At 67.3% G+C, this 20,954-nt stretch carries 17 protein-coding genes and 2 pseudogenes; 7 read left to right on the top strand and 12 right to left on the bottom strand.

Translation table 11 applies throughout. From position 1 onward, the window contains the following. Nucleotides 1–6: 6 nt before the first annotated feature. The 7 genes from SY84_RS00170 to SY84_RS15680 form a co-directional block, all read right to left on the bottom strand. Nucleotides 7–936 carry a carbohydrate ABC transporter permease gene (locus SY84_RS00170; RefSeq protein ID WP_046842298.1) on the bottom strand — a complete coding sequence of 310 codons (930 nt, stop codon included), beginning with the start codon at nt 934–936 and terminating at the stop codon, nt 7–9. A gap of 138 nt (nt 937–1,074) precedes the next feature. Further along, a complete protein-coding gene (locus SY84_RS00165) occupies nt 1,075–2,334 on the bottom strand; it encodes an ABC transporter substrate-binding protein (RefSeq protein ID WP_046842297.1) in 1,260 nt (419 codons plus the stop codon). 417 nt (nt 2,335–2,751) lie between these two features. Beyond that, complete coding sequence (gene cpdB, locus SY84_RS00160; RefSeq protein WP_046844795.1) at nt 2,752–4,626, bottom strand: 2',3'-cyclic-nucleotide 2'-phosphodiesterase; 1,875 nt, start codon at nt 4,624–4,626, stop codon at nt 2,752–2,754. 110 nt (nt 4,627–4,736) lie between these two features. Then, nucleotides 4,737–5,384: an FAD-binding oxidoreductase gene (locus tag SY84_RS00155; RefSeq protein WP_081424460.1), complete on the bottom strand. Its 648-nt coding sequence runs from the start codon at nt 5,382–5,384 to the stop codon at nt 4,737–4,739. 78 nt (nt 5,385–5,462) lie between these two features. Beyond that, nucleotides 5,463–6,896, bottom strand: coding sequence for an FAD-binding oxidoreductase (locus SY84_RS00150; RefSeq protein WP_046842296.1), 1,434 nt, complete (start codon nt 6,894–6,896; stop codon nt 5,463–5,465). Between the two features lie 43 nt (nt 6,897–6,939). Next, nucleotides 6,940–8,217, bottom strand: coding sequence for a glycolate oxidase subunit GlcF (glcF, locus tag SY84_RS00145; RefSeq protein WP_046842295.1), 1,278 nt, complete (start codon nt 8,215–8,217; stop codon nt 6,940–6,942). Nucleotides 8,218–8,313: 96 nt separating this feature from the next. Continuing rightward, nucleotides 8,314–8,856, bottom strand: a complete 543-nt coding sequence (locus tag SY84_RS15680; protein ID WP_052750975.1) for a hypothetical protein — start codon at nt 8,854–8,856, stop codon at nt 8,314–8,316. Between the two features lie 101 nt (nt 8,857–8,957). Here SY84_RS15680 and SY84_RS00135 point away from each other — a divergent pair, with 101 nt between their 5' ends. Further along, nucleotides 8,958–10,007: an LLM class flavin-dependent oxidoreductase gene (locus tag SY84_RS00135; protein ID WP_046842294.1), complete on the top strand. Its 1,050-nt coding sequence runs from the start codon at nt 8,958–8,960 to the stop codon at nt 10,005–10,007. Here the strand turns inward: SY84_RS00135 and SY84_RS00130 are convergent. Both SY84_RS00130 and SY84_RS00125 read right to left on the bottom strand, forming a co-directional pair. Next, nucleotides 9,958–10,374 (bottom strand): hypothetical protein, encoded by a 417-nt coding sequence (locus SY84_RS00130; protein WP_046842293.1) that lies wholly within the window; start codon nt 10,372–10,374, stop codon nt 9,958–9,960. The two genes, SY84_RS00135 and SY84_RS00130, sit on opposite strands and share 50 nt — an antisense overlap. A gap of 42 nt (nt 10,375–10,416) precedes the next feature. After that, nucleotides 10,417–11,577, bottom strand: coding sequence for an MFS transporter (locus SY84_RS00125; protein ID WP_046842292.1), 1,161 nt, complete (start codon nt 11,575–11,577; stop codon nt 10,417–10,419). Between the two features lie 188 nt (nt 11,578–11,765). Between SY84_RS00125 and SY84_RS00120 the strand changes: the two genes are divergently transcribed. The 4 genes and pseudogenes from SY84_RS00120 to SY84_RS00105 all read left to right on the top strand — a co-directional run. Beyond that, complete coding sequence (locus SY84_RS00120; protein WP_046842291.1) at nt 11,766–12,296, top strand: hypothetical protein; 531 nt, start codon at nt 11,766–11,768, stop codon at nt 12,294–12,296. A 444-nt stretch (nt 12,297–12,740) separates the two neighbouring features. Further along, nucleotides 12,741–13,113: pseudogene (locus tag SY84_RS16095) on the top strand (IS982 family transposase); the annotation flags it as partial. 48 nt (nt 13,114–13,161) lie between these two features. Next, complete coding sequence (locus SY84_RS00110; RefSeq protein ID WP_046842289.1) at nt 13,162–13,380, top strand: hypothetical protein; 219 nt, start codon at nt 13,162–13,164, stop codon at nt 13,378–13,380. A 142-nt stretch (nt 13,381–13,522) separates the two neighbouring features. Then, nucleotides 13,523–14,299, top strand: a pseudogene (locus SY84_RS00105) (transposase); the annotation flags it as partial. Here SY84_RS00105 and SY84_RS00100 read toward each other — a convergent pair. After that, nucleotides 14,294–15,289, bottom strand: coding sequence for an IS4 family transposase (locus SY84_RS00100; protein ID WP_081424459.1), 996 nt, complete (start codon nt 15,287–15,289; stop codon nt 14,294–14,296). The pseudogene SY84_RS00105 and the gene SY84_RS00100 overlap by 6 nt on opposite strands. 180 nt (nt 15,290–15,469) lie before the next feature. Between SY84_RS00100 and SY84_RS00095 the strand changes: the two genes are divergently transcribed. Then, nucleotides 15,470–16,312 carry an IS3 family transposase gene (locus SY84_RS00095; RefSeq protein WP_157882830.1) on the top strand — a complete coding sequence of 281 codons (843 nt, stop codon included), beginning with the start codon at nt 15,470–15,472 and terminating at the stop codon, nt 16,310–16,312. Between the two features lie 145 nt (nt 16,313–16,457). Here the strand turns inward: SY84_RS00095 and SY84_RS00090 are convergent, their stop codons facing one another. Next, nucleotides 16,458–18,620 (bottom strand): TRAP transporter permease, encoded by a 2,163-nt coding sequence (locus SY84_RS00090; RefSeq protein ID WP_081424457.1) that lies wholly within the window; start codon nt 18,618–18,620, stop codon nt 16,458–16,460. A gap of 210 nt (nt 18,621–18,830) precedes the next feature. Continuing rightward, a complete protein-coding gene (locus SY84_RS00085; RefSeq protein ID WP_046842288.1) occupies nt 18,831–19,799 on the bottom strand; it encodes a TAXI family TRAP transporter solute-binding subunit in 969 nt (322 codons plus the stop codon). A gap of 181 nt (nt 19,800–19,980) precedes the next feature. Between SY84_RS00085 and SY84_RS00080 the strand changes: the two genes are divergently transcribed. Beyond that, nucleotides 19,981–20,763, top strand: a complete 783-nt coding sequence (locus SY84_RS00080) for an amino acid ABC transporter ATP-binding protein (RefSeq protein WP_046842287.1) — start codon at nt 19,981–19,983, stop codon at nt 20,761–20,763. Nucleotides 20,764–20,954 lie beyond the last annotated feature (191 nt).

Raw genomic sequence — 20,954 nt, 5'->3', positions numbered from 1 at the left:
GTCCCCTCAGTCGAATTTCACGCGGAACGCGGTGACGTAGATGACGACGATGACCATGATGATCACGAAGATCGCCACGCTGACGGCGCTGCCGTAGCCGAGCAGCGAGTTGTCGATCAGGGCCTGCCGGGCGTAGCCGGTCATGCTGGTCGCGGCGGCGTTCACGTTGCCGAGCATCACGGACATGATGTCGAACACGCGCAGGGCGTCCAGGCTGCGGAACACCAGCGCGACGAGCAGCGCGGGGCGCAGCAGCGGGAGGGTCAGGCGCCAGAACTGCGTCCATTTGCTCGCGCCGTCCATGTCGGCCGCCTCGTACATGTCGCTGGGGAGGCTCTGCAGGCCCGCGAGGATCAGCAGGGCCATGAAGCTGGTGGTCTTCCAGACGTCCACGGCGATCAGGGCCCAGATGGCGCTGTCGGTGTTGGCGAGCAGCGCCTGTCCGCCCAGCAGGCCGCGGCCGATCAGGCCGAAGGTGTCGTTGTACAGGTACGACCACATCTGCGCGGACACGACGGTGGGGATCGCCCAGGGGACCAGCATGGCAGTGCGCAGCAGGCCGCGGCCCTTGAAGGCGCTGTTCACGACCAGGGCGATGATCATGCCGAAGATCGTTTCCAGTGTGACGGACACAACGGTGAACAGCAGCGTGTTCTTCACGGCGCCCCACCATTTGGGGTCCTGCAGGAAGCCCAGGGCCACGCCGTCCTCGGTGGTGAACCAGAAGTTCCCCAGGCCGATGAAGCTGCGCTGGTCCGGGGTGGTGAGGTTCGCCTCGAACAGCGAGAAGTAGATGGTGCGGTACAGCGGGTAGCCAGCGACCAGGGCGATCGCGATCAGGGTGGGCAGCAGCAGCCAGATGGCCTGCCGGGCGCGGGCCGCTTCGATGCCGCGGGTGCGGACGGGCCGGGTGGGCGCGGTGGGGTTCACGGTCATGCCGGGTGTACCTCCTGTGGAATGCGTTCAGTGTAGGCCGGGCGGTGGGTGTTCAGTCGGGATGAACACTTCCGTAAGGGGGTGAAAACGGGGGGACGCCCCCGGGTGGTGGGCGTCCCCCCTGTCAGTGGGTGGGGCTTACCAGCCGCGGCCCTTGATGCGGTTCAGGTCGCCGGCAAGTTTGGCGACGGCGGCCTGGCCTTTCATCTTGCCGTTCAGAACGTCACTGACGGCGGTGCTGAAGGCCTGGGAGACCTGGTTGTACTTGCCCTTGGTGGGGCCGGAGGGACGGGCGACGGCGCTGGTGAAGACGCTGTACAGGCTGCCGAAGAAGGGGTTCTTGGCGAGCACGTCCTTGTCCTTGTAGAGGCTCTGGATGGTGGGGTTGTAGGCCCCTTCGATCGCGCGGATCTTCTGCTCGGCGGGGCCGGCGAGGTAGCGCACGAGGTCGATGGCGGCGGCCTGGTTCTTGCTGTAGCTGCTCACGCCGAGCTGCCAGCCGCCGAGGGTGGCGGCGTTGCGGCTGCCGCCGCTGGGCAGGGGCGCGACGCCGATCTTGCCCTTGACCTTGCTGTCGTCGCCCTGGCCGAGTGCCCAGGCGTAGGGCCAGTTGCGCATGAAGGCGGCGTTGCCGGACTGGAAGATGCCGCGGGCTTCTTCCTCGGCGTAGGTGGTGACGCCGGCGGGGCTGATGCTCTTGATCCAGCTGGCGGCGGTGTCCAGGGCCTTGGCGGCCTGGGCGTTGTTGATTGTGACCTTGCCGGTGTTGTCGACGATGGTGCCGCCGCCGAAGCTCACGACCCATTCCAGGGCGTCGCAGGTCAGCCCTTCGTAGTTCTTGCCCTGCCAGACGAAGCCGGTGAAGGCCTTGTTGGTCTTCTGCTCGCCGGTCTGGATCTTCTTGGCCATCAGGGCCAGTTCGGTCCAGGTCTTGGGGGCGGCGGTGAAGCCGTACTTCTTCAGGAGGTCGGTGCGGTAGTACAGCAGACCGGCGTCGGTGAACCAGGGAATGGCGACGAGTTTGCCGTTGACAGTGTTGGCGTCGATGATGCCCTTGAAGTGCGCGTTGACTTCAGCGGCGGGCACCTTGCCCTTCAGGTCCACGAAGTGCTGGGCGAGCAGACCGGGCCAGACGACGTCGAGCTGGTAGACGTCGATGTCGCTGCTCTTGGCGGCGAGTTGCTGCTGGTACAGGCCGAGGCGGTCGTTGGTGAGGTTGGGGCTCTCGAAGATCTTGACTTCGTTGCCGGTCTTCTTGGCCCAGCGGGCGGCGCCGGCCTTGCAGAGTTCGAGTTCCTGGCCCACGGCGCCGCAGGCGAGGGTGACGGTGACGGCGCTGGCGTTGCTGCTGACGGCGATGGCGGCGCTGAGGCTGACGAGTGCGATGACTTTCTTCATGCATCCCCCTTGGGTGGGTGCCGGACAGGCCCGGCCCGCTTCTGTGAAGCGGTTCCACGTGTTTCGTTCTTGGTGTGGCAAGCGTACACCGCCACTCTCAGGCTGTCAATGGAAACAGTTCCAACACCTGAAGTTCAGAATTCGCAACCTCGGAAGAACGTCGACCAGGACAGCATCGGAGCCTGTCCAGCCCCCCCACCGGAGGCACCCCACCACGGCCACCGACAGACGCGACGAGGCGTTCGAAAACCATTCAGATCTCTCCCTCCCGGACCTCTGACCCCGAACCCCTGCGGAGCGGGATCACCTCCCAACAGCCAGCCTCCGTTGCACCTGCCCCTGATCAGCCCCCCGGGCTGCGGCGGGCAGCAAGAAAACACCCCCAGCCGTGGCCGGGGGTGCAAGACGCGCCGGTGATCAGTACTTGATGTAGTACTCGGCGAAACCGTCGTCGCGGGTCTTGACCAGCGTGGCGTTCGCGGGCGCGTACTTCTGGGCGGTGGGGCTGCTGGCGTACAGCAGGGTCGCGCCGGGGATAGGCGTGAGCTTCCAGTTGCCGTCAGCGCTGGGGTTGACGGTCTTCTGCTCGTTGAAGTACTTCACGAGGGCCTCGCGGGTCTCGTCGGGTGCCTGCAGGATGATGTTCTTGCCGTTCAGGCCGGGGAACGAGCCGCCGCCCGAGGCGCGGTAGTTGTTCGTGGCGACCACGAACTGCGCGGCCGGGTCGATGGGTTTGCCCATGAACGTCAGGTTCTTGATGCGGCGGGCGTTCGGGTTCACGACCTCGCCTCTGCTGTTGTATCGGTTGGGCTGGGTCACGTCGATCTCGTAGCTCACGCCGTCGATCACGTCGAAGTTGTAGGTGGGGAAGGTCTCGTCCACCAGCGCCTGGGGTTCAGCCTTGCTGGGGTCGATCTGCTTGAACTGCCCGGCGCTGCGTTCCAGCCACTCCTGCACCTGCGCGCCGGTCACGAGCACGGCCTGCACGGTGTTCGGGTACACGTACAGGTCGGCGACGTTCTTGATCGCCAGCGTCCCGGCGGGAATGTCGGTGTAGTAGCTGACGCCCGCGCGGCCCCCGGCCTTGAAGGGCGCCGCGGCGGAGAGGACGGGCAGGTCCTTGTACTGGGTGCTGCTCAGCGCGGCCTTCACGTACGCGATCTGCGCGTTGCTGACGAGCTGCACGCTGGGGTCGTCCTGCGTCAGGGCCCAGTAGGAGTTGATGGGGGCGGTCAGGTCGGCGACCTTGCCGCGCACGTAGCCCAGGGTGCCCTGGTGCGCGCCCTCGACGGCGGCGGCGACGGTCGCGTCGGCGGTCACGAGGCTCTTCTTGGCGGTCTTGTCCCAGATGGGGCGGATGCCGCCCTGCGCGTCCAGGATGGTCCACTTCTGGGTCTTGCGGTCGAAGTTCAGTTTCAGGTCGGCGACGCCGAGGTTGTTGCCCCAGAAGCCGGGCATCAGGACGACCTTGCCGTTGATGGTGCCCTTGGCGAGGTTCACGCCGGGGACGTCCTTGTAGGCCGGGCCGGGGAATTCCAGGTGGCTGTGCCCGGTCAGGATCACGTCCAGGCCGGGGACCTTGGTGAGTTCCGCACCGGCCTGTTCCTGGCCGGGGGTGTACGCGCCGCTGTTGATGCCGGTGTGGGCCAGCGCGACGATGATGTCCGCGCCCCTGGCTTTCATGTCAGGCACGAACTTCTGGGCGCTCTGGACGATGTCCATGACCTGCACCTTGCCGTCGAGGTACGCCTTGTCCCAGTTGACGATCTGGGGGGGCGTGAAGCCGATCACGCCGACGTTGATGTAGTACGGGCGGCCCTGCGTGTCACGGACCAGTTTGCGCTGGATGACGTAGGGGGTGTATTTGTTACTGCCGTCCATGTTCAGGACGTTGGCGTTCACGTACGGCATGGGCGCGGACTTCAGCACGCGGTCGAGGTAGTCCAGGCCGTAGTTGAATTCGTGGTTGCCCAGGGTGGCACCGTCGTATTTCAGGGAGCGCATGGCCTGGTGCATGGGGTGCAGTTCGCCGTCCTTGATGGGCGCGACGCGCGCGGCGTAGTCGCCGAGCGGGTTGCCCTGGATCAGGTCGCCGTTGTCGAACAGCAGCGTGTTGACCTTCTCGGCGCGGGCCTTGGCAATCAGCGTGGCGGTGTACTCCAGGCCGAACTCGCCGGTGGGCTTGTCCTGGTAGTAGTCATAGCCCTTGGCGGCGGTGTGAAGGTCGGTGGTTTCGAGGATGCGCAGTTCGACAGTCTGCGCGCCCGCAGCGCCGAGCATGAGCGCGGTCATCAGGGAGATGTGTTTCAGCACGCCCGACAGAATAGCGAAAAGTGTCAGGTGTGTATTCGCCCGGCACGTGTGCGCGGCGGGTCAGTCATGAGGACAGCTTCAGGGGACCTTTAGAGACTGGCCGCCAGCGTCCGGAACAGCGCCGGGGCCTCTGGAGCCAGGTCGCCGTTCTGCCAGCCCAGGCGCAGATCCCGCAGCGGTCCGGCCTCACCCACGCCCATGCCACCCGGGAACAGCGGGGCGTACTCTGGCGCCTGCGTCACGGGCTGCGCGCCGGACGGGTCCAGCGCCGCGCGGACCTCGCGCTCATGGCCGAAGTGCATGACGTGCGTGCCGTCCGGCGCGGCCCAGGTGAAGCGCGCCGTGGTGGGCACCAGCGGCCCCGGATGCACCACGTGCCCGACGCTCAGGCCGGGGCGCAGGCGCAGCGTGACCTCCAGCAGCTCGCCCAGCACGCCGAAACTGCCCACGAACGGGCGGGTCAGGTCGTAGCCCTGCACGTTCTTCACGGTGCGCCCCCCCGCGCGCACCACCCGGCCACTCGCGGCGCGGAAGGTGACCCCCAGCACGTCCGACGCGAACGGGAAGGTCTGCCCGAAGCCCCCACGCAGGATCAGGCCGCCCACCCCGCCCGGCAGGTTCACGTGCGGGAACGGCGGGAACAGTCCGGTGGGCAGCGCCGCGTACACCTCGGGCAGCGTCACCTCGCCGGTCAGGGTGATCGTCTGGTCGTCGGGAGACAGGTCAAGAATGGGCATGAGGCGCCTCCGGCGCAGAAAATGGGAGATGGTCGATGGTTGATAGAAAGGCGAAGGTCCTCCATCCACTGTCAACCATCAACCATCCACTCCTTCCGCAGGAAGAATCTTCCCGGGGTTCAGCGCGCCACTCGGGTCGAGTGCGCGTTTCACGCCGCGCAGGGCGGCGAGCGTCTCGGGGTCCACGGCATCACGCATGAAGTCGCGTTTCATGCTGCCAATCCCGTGCTCGCCGCTGAGCACCCCGCCGTGGCGGATGGCGACCAGCGCGATGCGGTGCGCGAGGTCATGCACGGCGTGCGCGTCCTCCCTTCGGGGGTCGAACAGGATGTTCGGGTGCAGGTTGCCGTCCCCGATGTGCCCGAACTGCACGACCGGAAAGGGACTGGCGTCGCCCAGCGCGCGGATCTCGCGCACCACGTCCGGCAGCGCCGATCTGGGCACGACGATGTCCTCGTTCATGCGCTGCGGGCGGATGCGGCCCAACGCCGGGGATACGGAGCGCCGCGCACGCCACAGCAGCGCGCCCTCCTCATCCGTCGCCGCGCGGCGCACCGTGCCGCCCGAGGCGACGCAGGCCTCCTCGACCAGCCGCAGTTCGTCCTGCACGGTGTCCAGGTCCTCCCCGTCGGTGTCCACCAGCAGCACCGCCTCCGCGTCCCTCGGCAACCCCAGGTGGAGGTAGTCCTCGACGGCGTTCGTGCAGGCGCGGTCCATGAATTCCAGCTTGCTGGGTACCGCGCCCGCCGCGATGGCGCGGCTGACCGCCTCTGCGCACGCCCCGACCTCCGGGAAGTGCGCCATCAGCGTCCGCGTGAAGCGGGGCGGGGGGATCAGGCGCAGCGTCGCCTCGGTGATCAGACCCAGCGTGCCCTCGGAGCCGATCAGCAGGCCCGCCAGATCGAACACGTCGCGGGTCAGGCGGTGCACCTCGCCGCCTTCGTCCACGAATTCCAGCGCACGCACGTAGTCGCCGCTCACGCCGTACTTGAAGCACATCGGGCCGCCCGCGTTCTCCGCGAGGTTCCCGCCGATGGTGCTCGTGCGGAAACTCGCCGGGTCCGGCGGGTAGATCAGGCCGTGGGGCCTGGCCGCCTCGGTCACGGCCAGCGTGACCACCCCCGCCTGCGCGGTCGCCTCGCGCCGCTCGGGGTGAATGCTCAGGCGGGTCATGCGCGTGAACGAGATCACCAGCCCCGGCTCCAGCGGGGCCGCGCCGCCCGACAGGCCACTCGCCGCGCCGCGCCCCACGATCGGGACACCCGCCGCCCGCGCCGCCCGGACCGCCGCCACTACGTCCTCGGTACTTTCGGGCAGCACGACCGCCAGCGGCGTCGCCCCGAACTGGATGGCGTCGTAACGGTAGTTCAGCCGCTCGGAGAGGTTCGAGAGCACCTTGCGCGGCCCCAGCGCGCGCGTCAGGTCAGCCGCGAGGGCAGTCGACGCTCCACCTGCCGACGCCGGTTTACGAGCAGCGGAATTCGTGGTCAACGCGAGTTTCTCGGTGCTCACAAGCCCACCCTTCCATCACCCATCAACCATCTCCCCTCGACCCTCACAGCTCCCCCCGGTACGCCAGATCGAGGATCTCAATGGTATGCATCACGGGCGTGGGGCTGCCCTGGCGGCGCACGTGGCTCTGAATCTGGGTGTGGCAGCCGATGTTGCCGCTGGCGATCAGGTCCGGCGTGGTGGACAGGATATTCTTTGCCTTGCGCGCGCCGAGCTGCCCGGCGAGGTCGGGCTGTTCGAGGTTGTAGGTGCCTGCCGAGCCGCAGCAGAGGTCGCCTTCCGGGACCTCCAGCACGCTGACGCCGGGGATGGCGCGCAGCAGGGCGCGGGGCGCGGCGCGGACGCCCTGCGCGTGGGCGAGGTGGCAGGCGTCGTGGTACGCGACTGTCAGGGGGCGACGGGCGGGCACGGGGGGTTCAAGCTCGCCGTTCTGAAGCAACCCATTCAGGTACTCACTGATGTCCATGACCTTCGCCGCGAAGGCCTTTGCGCGCGCTTCGTCGGGCTCGCCGTGCAGGACCATCGGGTACTCCTTGAGGCCCGCGCCGCACCCGGCGGCGTTCGAGAGGATCGCGTCGAACTCGTCGGGGTGGAAGGCGTCCAGGTTCGCGCGCACCAGTTTCAGCGCCTCGTCCCGCGCGCCGGTGTGCAGCGCGGCGGCGCCGCAGCAGCCCTGCCCGTCGGGAATGACGACCTCGATGCCGTTGCGGGCCAGGACGCGCAGGGTCGCCGCGTTGAAGTTCGGCGCGAGCGCCTGCTGCGCGCAGCCCACCAGGAACGCCACCCGGCCCCGCTGCACGCCGCGCGCGGGGGTGACCTTCGGGCTGGGCTGCATGGCGGGCACGGATTCCGGCAGCAGGTCCAGCGGACCACGCAGCGCGGCGGGCAGCACCGGCGCGAGCGGCTTGGCGAACTGCCCCACACGCGCCGCCACGCTGAACAGCCGCGGGGCGGGGAGCGCCTTGAGGATCGCCCAGCGTTTCGACCGGTCGAACGCACTGCGCTCACGCTGCGGTTCACTCCAGCCCCGGAACGCGGTGATCAGCTCGCCGTACGGGACGCCGCTGGGGCAGGCGGTCACGCACGCCTGACAGCCCAGGCAGCGGTCGAGGTGCGGCGCGGCGTCCGCCAGCGGCAGGCCACCCTCCAGCACCTCCTTCATCAGCACGATGCGGCCCCGCGGGCTGTCCATCTCGTCGCCCAGCAGCGCGTACGTGGGGCAGGCGGGCAGGCAGAAGCCGCAGTGCACGCAGGCGTCCACCGCGTGCGCCATCACCTCGCCCTGACCGCCCAGGGTCTGCACGGGAATCTCGTTGTTCATTGACCTGCCCTCATGGGGCCCAGGATAGAGGCGGGTGGGCAGGATCAACCGGACGCGGGGGTGCAGAGGGCTAGGGGTGTGCCCCGCACCCCGGCGTTACCCAGTCAGCCAGCGACGGATCCATTCCGCACTGCGCGCCGGGCTCAGCCCTGACACGTCCAGTGTGCGTGTGGGCCATTCGCTGCGATCTCCATTCAGCCAGCGATCCCACTGCATGTCCGGCCAGCCTCCCTGCATGATCACGTCCGGGCGCCACAGCAGGTCGTGGTGGTGCAGGCGCAGCCACGCCGACCAGTTCAGGACATCCTGCGTGTCCTGCCCGTCGCCGCGCGTCCGCAGGCGACTGATGCGCTCGACATCTCCGACGTCCAGCAGGGCGTGCCGCACCAGCGCCGCGGCGGGCATCGAGGGGGCGGCCAGCACCTCGCCCAGCGGGCACGGTCCGAGCAGCCCGAGAGTTCGCCCCGCGCCCAGAGCGGCCCGGATCCACTCATCGGTCAGCTGCTGCCGCTCGGCTGTCCCACCACCCTGCCACCGCTCGTCGAAGTCGTGCCAGTCGACCTCCGGGCAAGCGCCCTTCAGGTGCGGCAGCAGCGTGGTCTTTCCAACGCCGGACGCTCCGGTCAGCACGATCAGCATGCGCCGACTCTGACAGGTCCAGGGCCGGCAGGCATCCGTCACCTGACCTACCGTGACCACGCACAGCTTCTCCCCACGCGGGGGGGCGCACACTGCCGGGCATGAGCGTTCCCTCTCCCCTGCCTCTGTCCGTGCTTGATCTTGTGCCCGTGCCGCTGGGGTCCAGCGCCGCCGAGTCGGTCGAGGCCGCCCTGGCGTACGCGAAGGCCGCCGAGGACGCGAATTACAGCCGGTACTGGGTGGCCGAGCACCACAACATGGGCGCGCTGGCGTCCAGCGTACCGCTGGCGGTGCTCTCGGCCGCGTCGCAACGCACCACACGCATCCGCCTGGGCTCGGGCGGCGTGATGCTCCCCAACCACGCGCCGCTGGCCGTCGCGGAAGGCTACCGGCTGCTGTCGGCCCTTGCGCCCGACCGGGTGGATCTGGGTCTGGGCCGCGCCCCGGGCACGGACGGCCGCACCGCCCGCGCACTGCGGGGCGCGCAGGGAATGATCGAGGAGTCCTTCGAGCGGCAACTCTCGGACCTGATCGCCTTCGGCACCGGACGGTACCCGGCCGGACACCCCTTTGCGGGCACCGTGGCCGCCCCGGCGGGCGAGGGTCTGTTCCCGCCGCTGTGGATCCTCAGCAGCAGCGGCTACGGCGCGCACGTCGCCGCCAAGGTCGGGGCGGGGCTGGCGTTCGCGTGGCACATCAACCCGGACACCGCGCAGGCCCGCGCCGCTGCAGACGCCTACCGGGCCGCGTTCCAGCCCTCGGAAACCTTCCCGGAACCGCGCGTGCTCGTGGCCGCGAGCGTCGTCACCGCCCCCACCGCCGAGGAAGCCGAGGAACTCAGCCTCCCGCTCGGCCTGATGTTCCTGCGCCTCATGCGGGGCGAGAGCGCCCCCTACCCCACTGTCGCCGAGGCGAAAGCGTACCCGTACACCCCGCAGGAACGCGGCCTGGCCGACTCCATGCGCCGGCGCGCGATCATCGGCGACCCCGCCACCGTCGCCGCGCGTCTGCACACCCTGGCCCACGACACGGCCGCCGACGAACTTATTGTCAGTCTGAACATCCCCGACCCCGCCCAGCGCCGCGAGTCCCTGAAGCTCGTCATGGACGGCGTCCGCGCGCAGGAAGCTCGCGAGGTCGCGCTGGTGTGAGGTTGGGGGCTGTGAGGTCGTCAGCGCGGAGCGAGTGGACGACCGAGCGGATGCCGAGCAGCACGACGGTCAGGAACCCGGCCATCCACACCCACAGGAACACCCCGGTCTGAAGGTCACCCCAGCAGAGTGCCGGGAAGGTCGGATCGGTGGAGCAGTGACCGTACCGGACGTCCCACATGTATCCGGCCCACATCAGGAACACGGGCGACACGGTCAGACACGCGGCCAGATGGGCCGGGACGACGAGGTGGCCCCACCAGTGGGCGTGCCGCCGGAGCCACCGACGCCGCAAGCGGACCGTGAGCAGATAGGCGAGGAGTGGGCCGCCGATCAGCGGCCCTACCGTCCACAGGAAGTCGAGCATGGCTCATGGTGCTCATGCACCCGGCTTCCTGCCATCCAACTTTCAGCTGAACTGCACCTTCTGCGGTTCGGGCAGGCGCGCGGCGATGACCGCGCTGGGAATCAGCAGGCTCAGTGCGGCCAGGGCGGCGGTGGTGGGGCTGGTGGCGTCGGCCAGGGCGCCCACGAGAAACACGAGGAGGCCCGCGAAGCCCCACGAGAAACCCATCATGATGGAACTGGCGACGGCGACGTGGCCGGGGGCGTATTCCTGAGCGGTGACGACGCCGACGGGGATGCTGGCGTTCACGGCGGCTCCCACGATGAAGGTCAGGGGGTAGAACCACCAGTGGGCGGGGCTGGAGAGGATCAGCAGTGCGAAGAAGGGGATGGTGGTGAGGATCGCGCCGCGCAGGATGGTGGTGCGGCCCACACGGTCGCTGAGCCGTCCGCCGACGATGCCGCCGATGGCGCTGGCGACGGAGTACACGGCCAGGGTGATGGCGACCTCGCGCGCGCCGAAGCCCCGGGCGAGCAGCATGAAGGGCAGCATGGCGTTGTAGCCCATGCTGGCCAGCGAGCGCAGGACCGCCATGACCCACAGCCACACGAGGGGCCCCCGGAAGATGCCCGCGTAGTCGCGCAGGGGAATCCGTTTGGCTTTCTGGACGCCGCTGGGCGTGACGGCGAAGGTGATCGCGGCGATGACGACTCCGATCAGCGCGAACCACGGCAGGTGCGTCAGGCCCACGCCCGCGAAGACGGGGCCGAGGGCCATGCCGGCGGTGCCGCCCGCGCTGAACAGACTGGCCCACAGGCCGCGCTTGTCGGGGGGGCTGTGCTGCGCGACGTACGCCGCTCCGGCGGGGTGGAAGAAGCCACTGCCGAATCCCGCCACGGCGACGAGCAGGACCAGCGCCCCGAACCACGGCACGAAACCCATGAGGGTCAGGCCGATCCCGGTCATCAGCGGGCCGAGTGCGGCGGCGTAGCGGCGGTCGAGGCGCTCGCCTATGATGCCCAGCACGGGCTGGAGGACACTGCTCGTCAGGGAGTACACGCTGCCCAGGAACGTGACAGCGGCGATGCTGACGCCGTACTTCGCCTGCAGGGCGGGCGTGAGGGGCGTGAGCATGGCGCTGTACGCGTCGTTGATGAAGTGCCCGGCGGTCACGGCCACCGCGATCGCGGCGGCGTGGCGGGTGGTGCTCAGGGTGGCCTGCATACCCCGCCACCCTACGACGGTGGGCGGCTTCGGTCGCGCGGGGTGTCCGGCGGGTGGGGCCGCGCCCCCGCTGCCTGAACGATCCGTGAACGTCAGCTTGTGGGTTCTGTCGGCGGGTGGTCAGCGCACACTGCGTACCCTGATGGTGCAGTGGGCGCCCCGCAGCGCTCACTCGAGAGGAGTCCGTTATGCCCGATCAGTTCCGCACCGCCATTGCCGACGTCCTGCCCAGTGCCGAGGCTGTTCACGAGCGTCTGGCTGTCCTGTCGAACCGCGACCGCCTGAACGTCGCGGAGTTCTTCAGTGGCGCCCTGCCGGACGTGGACGTCCTGATCGCCACCCCGGGCGCGGAGGCCCTGAGTCATGACCTGGGCGCGCTGCGCGGCATTCCCAGCGTGAAGGTGACATCCCTGGCAGGCCACTGGACGCTGGTCGGGTCGGCGCTGCATCACCCGGGCGACATCCGCGCGGCGCGCGGGCCGGTGCGGGCGGCCGTGATCAGCCTTGAACTGCTGGCAGGTCAGGCCGAGGTGGCCGCAACGGTCCTTGCGACCCGCCGGGACTGGGACGTGGTGGCCGTCGCGGCGGCCATCGAGCGCACCGACGCGGCCGGGCATGTGCACCTGTCCCTGCTGGGCGTGCCGGTCCTGACGCCCGTGATGCTGGCCGGCACGCCGCGCGGGCTCGTGTTCGAGCGGCGCATCCCGCATTCCGCCTGACCGCGCAGCCCACAGCTGCACGCGTCTGCTGCGACTTTCACCAACCCTCCTGGCGGTCACGGCGCCGCGCACCTGACTTCATACCCGCCCATAGGAGCCGAGAAAGACCCGTGACCTTGCCCCTCTTTCCGGCACCAGTCGGATTGCAAACCGAGCAGCAGACTGGGAGAAACATGGAACGCCAACTGTACACGGAGTAGCAGCTCGTAGAGATTCTCAGAGAGCTTGAGGCTGAGACGCCGATCAGCGATCTGACGCCCCTCAATGGAGTCGCGAGGACGGCGATCTACCACTGGAAAGCCAAGGACGCCACCCACAAGTTCCGTCACCTGGAAACCCCGTTTAGGGCTCGCGCCATGACCTGTTCAATCTCTCCCAGAGGAAAAAAATGGAGACGGCACCTAGCCATACCCGCTCCATCACAGTTGAGGCCGACGGGCCGTCATCCGTCAGCTTCGCCGCTGGGCCAAACGGCATTTCAGTGACCTCAAGCGGTGTTCGCACCAGAAATTGAGTGACGCCCTGCTGGTCGCCCTGTTGCTCAGCCGACTGGTCTTCAAACATCCGTTCCCGTCTATCTGGTGGAACGTCCTGAGGGAAGATCGTGTCGATCTTCCCTCCTACACGCAGGCGTACACCCGGGACAGCGATGGCTTGAACGACTTGAAGCGGTCGCCACCCCGTCACCGTCCTGCACCGGAGTGATCGTCGATCCATGCCCCTGCCCGTCTGCCGACCCAAACGGGGGCAGTGGTACTCGTTTCCCGGTGCTCGTTGGGGCTATGGCACGCAGGGCGACGTGTACGGCTACAAGCTAGGGTCTGTGCGGCTGAAATTTGAACTAGCGCCCGTAGCATGAGCTGACATGCGCACCCTCACCTGTCACGACCATCAGGAAGCGTCACAGGCGCTGCGGGACATCCTGTTTCTCTACGTCGAGATGGCCGAGAGTTATGCAGGCTTTGGGCACGCGGTGGATACCGGAACGTTCGATCCGTATCAGTACCTCGATGCTGAGACCGAGCCCTCGTTCGAGTCCTCCTTCCCCTCAGCACCTGACACTTCACGAGAAATGGCGTCCTGAACGCAGTGCGACATGACAAAGGGCGGTATCTGGGTCTGTGACGAGCCCCGATACTGCCCGCTTCCATGCTGACACGTTGGCCACCTACCTGCACACTCGCTGGCCACACCGCCGTACGGACGCGCTCCGTCGTCTTGCCGAAGTGCTCCTGGCCGTGCTCCAGGCCGAGTCCACGCTTCACCGCAAGATCGCGCTTCACCTCCCCAGATCAGCCACGTTGGAATCAAAAACCCGGACGGTGGCCCGCGTGTTTCACGACGCTCAGCTCACGCCGCAGGACGTCTGTGACGTCTTGCTTCCCTTGCTGCCCGACGGCAAGCTCACCCTGATCATGGACCGCACCACGTGGCATTACGGTCAGACGCCGCTGAACATCCTCGTCTTGGGCGTTCTGCTTGGGGGCGCGGTGATTCCCCTCGTCTGGTCGATCCTGCCGCATCAAGGCAACAGCTGCACTGCTGCCCGGATCCTCCTGGTTGCCCGGCTCCTCAAGGTGATGCCAGCTCGCCGCTGGGCCGTGTTGATCGCAGACCGGGAGTTCGTGGGGCGCGAGTGGTGCTCGTTCCTGCGCTGGAAACGCATCCGGCACTGTATCCGCATCCGGGAGAACACCAGAATCGAGGATGAACTGGTGCGAGACCTGTTCACGACGCTGCAACTGGGACAGGTGCGCACCCTGTTCGAGCGGACGTGGGTCTATGGGGGCTGGATGCACGTGGTCATCACCCTGTCCCCTGCGGGGGACAGGGTGATCGTGGCCTCAGATTTGCCCGTCCTGGATGTGTTGCGGACCTATCGGCTCAGGTGGGCGATTGAATCGGCGTTCTCCGCGTTGAAAGCTCGCGGGCTGAATCTGGAGGCCACGCACATGACGGCTCCAGAGCGCATCTCTCGGCTCTTTGGCCTGCTCTGCTCAGCACCTGACACTTCGGGAAACTGACGTGCTGGCGGTTGGGAACGGCATTCCGAGGAGCTGTAGACAGTCACAGAAGACCTCGCCGCCCCACCGTGCCGCTTGACTCAGGATCTGCCACCCGATCCGCGTCACGCTCACGACCGCTCGCCCACGCTTGTCCTGACGAGGGGCGTGAGTTTCTGTCCGCTGCGCGCCGATCCGCGTCATCCAGGCCAGCGCAATACAGAGCAGGCCAAAGAGCCGAGAGATGCGCTCTGGAGCCGTCATGTGCGTGGCCTCCAGATTCAGCCCGCGAGCTTTCAACGCGGAGAACGCCGATTCAATCGCCCACCTGAGCCGATAGGTCCGCAACACATCCAGGACGGGCAAATCTGAGGCCACGATCACCCTGTCCCCCGCAGGGGACAGGGTGATGACCACGTGCATCCAGCCCCCATAGACCCACGTCCGCTCGAACAGGGTGCGCACCTGTCCCAGTTGCAGCGTCGTGAACAGGTCTCGCACCAGTTCATCCTCGATTCTGGTGTTCTCCCGGATGCGGATACAGTGCCGGATGCGTTTCCAGCGCAGGAACGAGCACCACTCGCGCCCCACGAACTCCCGGTCTGCGATCAACACGGCCCAGCGGCGAGCTGGCATCACCTTGAGGAGCCGGGCAACCAGGAGGATCCGGGCAGCAGTGCAGCTGTTGCCTTGATGCGGCAGGATCGACCAGACGAGGGGAATCACCGCGCCCCCAAGCAGAACGCCCAAGACGAGGATGTTCAGCGGCGTCTGACCGTAATGCCACGTGGTGCGGTCCATGATCAGGGTGAGCTTGCCGTCGGGCAGCAAGGGAAGCAAGACGTCACAGACGTCCTGCGGCGTGAGCTGAGCGTCGTGAAACACGCGGGCCACCGTCCGGGTTTTTGATTCCAACGTGGCTGATCTGGGGAGGTGAAGCGCGATCTTGCGGTGAAGCGTGGACTCGGCCTGGAGCACGGCCAGGAGCACTTCGGCAAGACGACGGAGCGCGTCCGTACGGCGGTGTGGCCAGCGAGTGTGCAGGTAGGTGGCCAACGTGTCAGCATGGAAGCGGGCAGTATCGGGGCTCGTCACAGACCCAGATACCGCCCTTTGTCATGTCGCACTGCGTTCAGGACGCCATTTCTCGTGAAGTGTCAGGTGCTGAGGGTGAGTCCCGAACAGATGCCGCAGGTCCAGACGCCCATCAAACGACGGGTCATCCAGGAAGTGCGGCACCTGTTCGGGATCAGTGAGCGGCGAGCCTGCCGTGTTCTTGGTTTTCATCGTTCTACACAGCGTCATCGCGCGACGAGAGATGACCGTGATCTGGCAGACAAGCTCAGGACGCTCGCGTGCGAGCGTCCCCGGTTCGGATATCGGCGTCTCCACATCCTGCTGCGCCGCCAGGGCGAGACCGTTAACCACAAGCGCGTCTACCGCGTGTACCGGAATGAAGGCTTAGCCGTCCGCAAAAAGACCCGCAGAAAGGGGGAGGCCCACACCAGACTGCCGCTCACGTCGCCGACACGAGCGAATGAGCGCTGGAGCCTGGACTTCGTCAGTGATCAGTTGGCCAACGGGCAACGGTTCCGAATCCTCAACGTTGTAGACGACGGCACGAGGGAATGCGTGCTCAGCTATGCGTCGACATCGATCCCCGGGAGCACCGTGGCGCGTCTGCTGGCAGACGCGATTCGGGAACGCGGAAAACCCGAAGTGCTCCTGACCGACAACGGGCCAGAGTTTACGGGCCGGGCCCTGGATCAGTGGGCGTACTCGCAGGGCATCGCCCATCACTTCATCGACCCCGGAAAGCCCGTTCAGAACGCCTATATTGAGAGCTTTAACGGTCGGATGCGTGACGAGTTCTTGAATGTTCACTGGTTCTTGAGCGTGCCGCAGGCGAGGCTGAGCCTCGCCATCTGGCGGCGGGACTATAACGTCGTCCGTCCCCACAGCTCTCTTGGGAACCTCACGCCACATGAGTTCGCCCGCCAACTGGCGGGCTGAAGTACGCTGGGCTCATTCGGGCTGGACCGATCAAAGGGTGAACGTCACTGACACCCGCCGTGAGTCAACGGATGTCCAGGAGGTCTGCGACTGGCACCCGAACAACCGCGCCCCCCGTACTGAGCGGGGGGCGCGGTCACCTGGGTCAGGCGAGTGCGGCGGGTGGTTCCGCTGGGGGCTCGGCGCGGCTACCGGCTTTCTGCCAGAAGTACACGGCGGCGATCAGGGCCAGCGCGGCGAGGTTCCAGAGGATGTGGGTGGGGATGATCAGGATCAGCGCCGCCACGAGCAGCAGCAGCGCCTGGAGTGAATTGGTGCGGCGGTGCAGGAAGCGCAGCGTGGCGGCGCTGAACGCGACGAGGCCGATGAACGCGAAGAGGATCATGGGGATCGCCTCGGTCCAGGTGACGCCACCCAGGCGGCCGTTCGCGATGAGCAGCAGCTGTGGGTTGAAGAACATCATGTACGCCAGCAGCGCGGTGCGCAGTTCGTACTGGAAGGCCTGCACGCCGGTCGCGACGGGGTTCCCGCCACTGATGGCGGCGGCGGCGAACGCGGCGAGCGCGACGGGTGGGGTGCTGTCGGCCATGATCCCGAAGTAGAAAACGAACATGTGCACGGGGAGCATCTGGGCGGGATTGGTGGGGTCGAGTCCGGCGATCTTGGCGATGATGGGGACGATCAGGGCGCTCATCAGGATGTAGTTGGCGGTGGTGGGCAGGCCCATACCGAGGATCAGCGCGATGAGCTGCGCCATGAGCAGGACCATCACGATGGACGCGAAGGTGGCGACCTGCGGCCCAGCGAACGCGAAGGCGTTCCGGACGCCGTCGCTGGCGAGCTGCACGATGTCCGCGAGGCCGAAGCCCAGCCCGGTGATGGTCACGATGCCGACGATGATCCCGGCGGCGGCGGTGGCGATGGCGATGCCGATCATGGAGCGGGCGCCGCCCTCGAACGCCTCGATGATCTTCTTCCCGCCGTCGAGGAGACCCCGGCCGACGCCGCGTCCGTCACGGTTGGCCAGGATGGCCTCCTGCACGAACATCATGACCAGCATGACGAAGATGGTGTTCAGCGCGACGCGTTCCGGGGTGGCTTCGGGGTTGATGGTCAGCGTCCCGATCAGGTACCCGAGGGGCAGCATGTAGTACCAGCCGCTCAGGAGGGTGCGGCGCACCGGGGGCAGTTCGCTCTTGGGCAGCCCCTTCAGGCCGAGTTTCAGCGCCTCGATGTGCGCCAGGACGAGCAGCGTGCCGTAGCACAGGAACGCGGGGATGGCGGCGGCGAGAATCAGGCTGCGGTACTCGATGTTCAGGTTCTGCGCCATGATGAACGCGGCGGCGCCCATGACGGGCGGCATGAGCTGGCCGTTGCTGGAACTGGCGACCTCGATGGCCCCGGCCTTCTCGCGGCTGTAGCCGGTGCGGACCATGGTCCCGATGGTGATGTTCCCGCCGGTGACGACGTTGCTGACGGCCGAGCCGGAGATCACGCCGTTCAGGGCGCTGGAGAGGATGCTGGCCTTGGCCGCGCCGCCCCGGAAGCCGCCCAGAACGCCCTGCGCGACGCGCATGAACCATTCACCCGCGCCGAGTTTATCGAAGATCGCGCCGAACAGCACGAACAGAAACACGATCTGCGCGGACACGCCGATGGCGGTGCCGAAGATGCCCTCGGTGTTCGCGAACAGCTGACCCACGACCTGCGGCCAGGTCTGCCCGGCGTGCAGCTGAAGCTGCGGCCCCAGGTCACCGCGGATCAGGCCCTTGGGGCCGGTCAGGGCGTACAGCATGAACACGCCGGCGACGATGGGCATGGCGATGCCGATGGTGCGCCACGCGGCGAGCAGCAACAGGACGATCATGCCGCTGCCGACCCATACGTCCGTACCCGTCAGCAGACCGCCCTGCTCATTGGCAATGCTGGGGTACTGCGCGATGAGGTACGCGGCGGTGCCGGTCGCGCCGATGCCCAGGATCCAGTCGTACCAGGGCACGCGGGTCTGCGGCTGCCCGGGGGTCTTGCGGTGGGGGAACACGAGGTACGCGAGGAAGAACGCGAAGCCCAGGTGCGTGGCGCGCAGGGTGAGGGTGTCGATGTTGCCGACCTGCGCGGCGTACATCTGGTACAGGCACCACGCGACGGCGACCAGCGTCACGAGGCCGCGCTGCCAGCCGCCGAGTTTGCGTCCGCCGGTCTCGGCGGCCTCGACCATCTCGATGGCGCGGCGTTCGCCGTCGGTCATCTCCTGGCCGGGCGGGGTGAGGGTGGGGTCGCTGCTGATGGGGCGGGTGGGGTCGCTCATGGGTTCCTTCTCCGGACTCCGGTGGAACGGTTCTTCAGAACCGTTCCATCCGAGCGGATGCGAGTAGGAGCGGCGCGGAGTCCGGGCGTGGAGTTGGCGACCCGGTGTCGTTCCGGGTGGCCGACGGAACAGACGGAGTCCGCGTCATGGGGTGAATGGGGTTGGGGGCCAGCCCGAGCGTTTCCCCGGCTGGCCCCCAGGTGCGGGCCGTTACTTGACGTTCAGGCCTTTTTCCTTGAAGAACTTGACGGCCCCGGCGTGCAGCGGCGCAGGGATGCCCTTGACGGCCTTGGCGTAGCTGAAGTTCGTCGCGAGGCTGGGGTGGATGGCCTTCAGCGCGCCCTCGTCGTCGAAGATGGCCTTCATGGCCTTGTACACGGCCTCCTCGCTGACGGCGGTGCTGGTGACCAGGGTGGCCTGCACGGCGACGCTGGGGACGGTGGCGCCCACGCCCTTGTAGCTCTTGGCGGGGATGTTGTAGCGGACGTAGAAGGGGTACTTCTTGATCAGGCTGCTGGCCTGGTTGCCGCTGACGGGCACCATGGTGACGTCCACGGTCTGCGCGATCTGGCTGATGGCGCTGGCGCCCACGCCCACGGTGTAGAACAGCGCGTCGGCGCGCTTGTCCTGCATCAGGGTGATGCCCTGTGCGGGCGACACGCGCAGCGCCTGACCCAGGTCGTCGAAGCCCAGCCCGTAGGATTCGAGCACCTGCTTGGCGGTCAGTTCGGTGCCGGAGCCCAGGTCGCCGATCACGACGCGCTTGCCCTTCAGGTCGGCAATCGAGCGGATGCCGCTGTCCTTGCGGGCGACGACGTGCAGGACTTCGGGGTACAGGACGGCCATGGTGCGCAGCTTGGTGTTCGCCTTGCCCTGGAAGGCCTGGAGGCCGGTGCCCTTGTAGGCGTAGTACACGACGTCGTTCTGGGCGACGGCCGCGTCGAGTTCGCCGGTGGCGATGGCGTTCACGTTGAAGACGCTGCCGCCGGTCGAGCGGGCGTTGGCACGCACGCCGGCCCCGGCGTCGTTGACCATCTTGGCCATGCCGGTCGCGACGGGGAAGTACACGCCGGTGGTGCTGCCCGAGCCGATGGTGAGGAACGTGGTGCCCTGCGCGAGGGCGATGGCGGCAGTGCCGAGGACGAGCAGGGCACCGAGTTGTTTGGTGGTCTTCTTCATGATTCCTCCTGGGTGGTGCGTGGGCAGATGAGAAGTCTCGGCCCGGGGTGTGAAGAGTAGGCGGATGGTACCACAGGGGGGTTTCCGGCCGAACGATAAATGGTCACGAGACCATCCCCACACAAAGCCGCCTGCCCGGCAGACCAGCGCTCCGGGCTCACGCGGCGGTACCATACAGGGCATGACGCAGTCCTCCCCCACCGCCACGGGCAGCCAGATCCGCCGGGACGCCCCCCCGATCATCGACGTGCGTGACGTGCACAAGCATTTCGGCAGCTTCCACGCGCTGCGTGGCGTGAACCTGCGCGTCCAGCCGGGCGAGGTCGTGGTCGTGATCGGCCCGTCGGGCAGCGGCAAGAGCACCTTCATCCGCACCATCAATGCCCTGGACCCGCATGACGGCGGGCAGATCACCGTGGACAGCATTCCTCTGGACGGCAAGGGCAACCTGGACGCCATCCGCCGCGAGGTCGGCATGGTGTTCCAGTCGTTCAACCTCTTCCCGCACCTGACCGTGCTGGAGAACATCACGCTGGCGCCCACCCGCGTACGGAAAACCAGCAAGGCCGACGCGGAGAAGCGCGGCCTGGAACTGCTGCGCCGCGTGGGTATCGAGGAGCAGGCGCACAAGTACCCGGCGCAGCTCTCGGGCGGGCAGCAGCAGCGCGTGGCGATTGCGCGGGCCCTGGCGATGGAACCCAAGGTGATGCTGTTCGACGAACCCACCAGCGCCCTGGATCCCGAGATGATCAAGGAGGTGCTGGACGTCATGAAGGAACTGGCCCGCACCGGCATGACCATGCTGGTCGTCACGCACGAGATGGGCTTCGCGCGTGAGGTCGCCGACCGGATCCTGTTCTTCGATCAGGGCAACATCGTCGAGGACACCACGCCGGAAGCCTTCTACCAGAACCCGAAACACGAGCGGGCCAGGGCGTTCCTCAGCAAGATCCTGGGCCACTGACAGCGGATTCCAGTTCCACCCTGGGGCCAACACCACGCCCTTCAATTCCACTTCCAACCGCTGGTGTTGTCAGGTGCTCGCTCCCCTCGTTCAGGGGTATGGAAGGGCACCTTCAATACTCCTGAATTCTGCTGTGAGCGGCAGGACGTGGAGGGTACCCCCGGTGGAGCTGGCGGGCACCCTGCGCCTGT

The organism is Deinococcus soli (ex Cha et al. 2016), from assembly GCF_001007995.1.
GTDB lineage: Bacteria > Deinococcota > Deinococci > Deinococcales > Deinococcaceae > Deinococcus > Deinococcus soli.
Note: the sequence above shows the minus strand (reverse complement) of the source record. Positions and strands in the feature narration are given on the sequence as shown.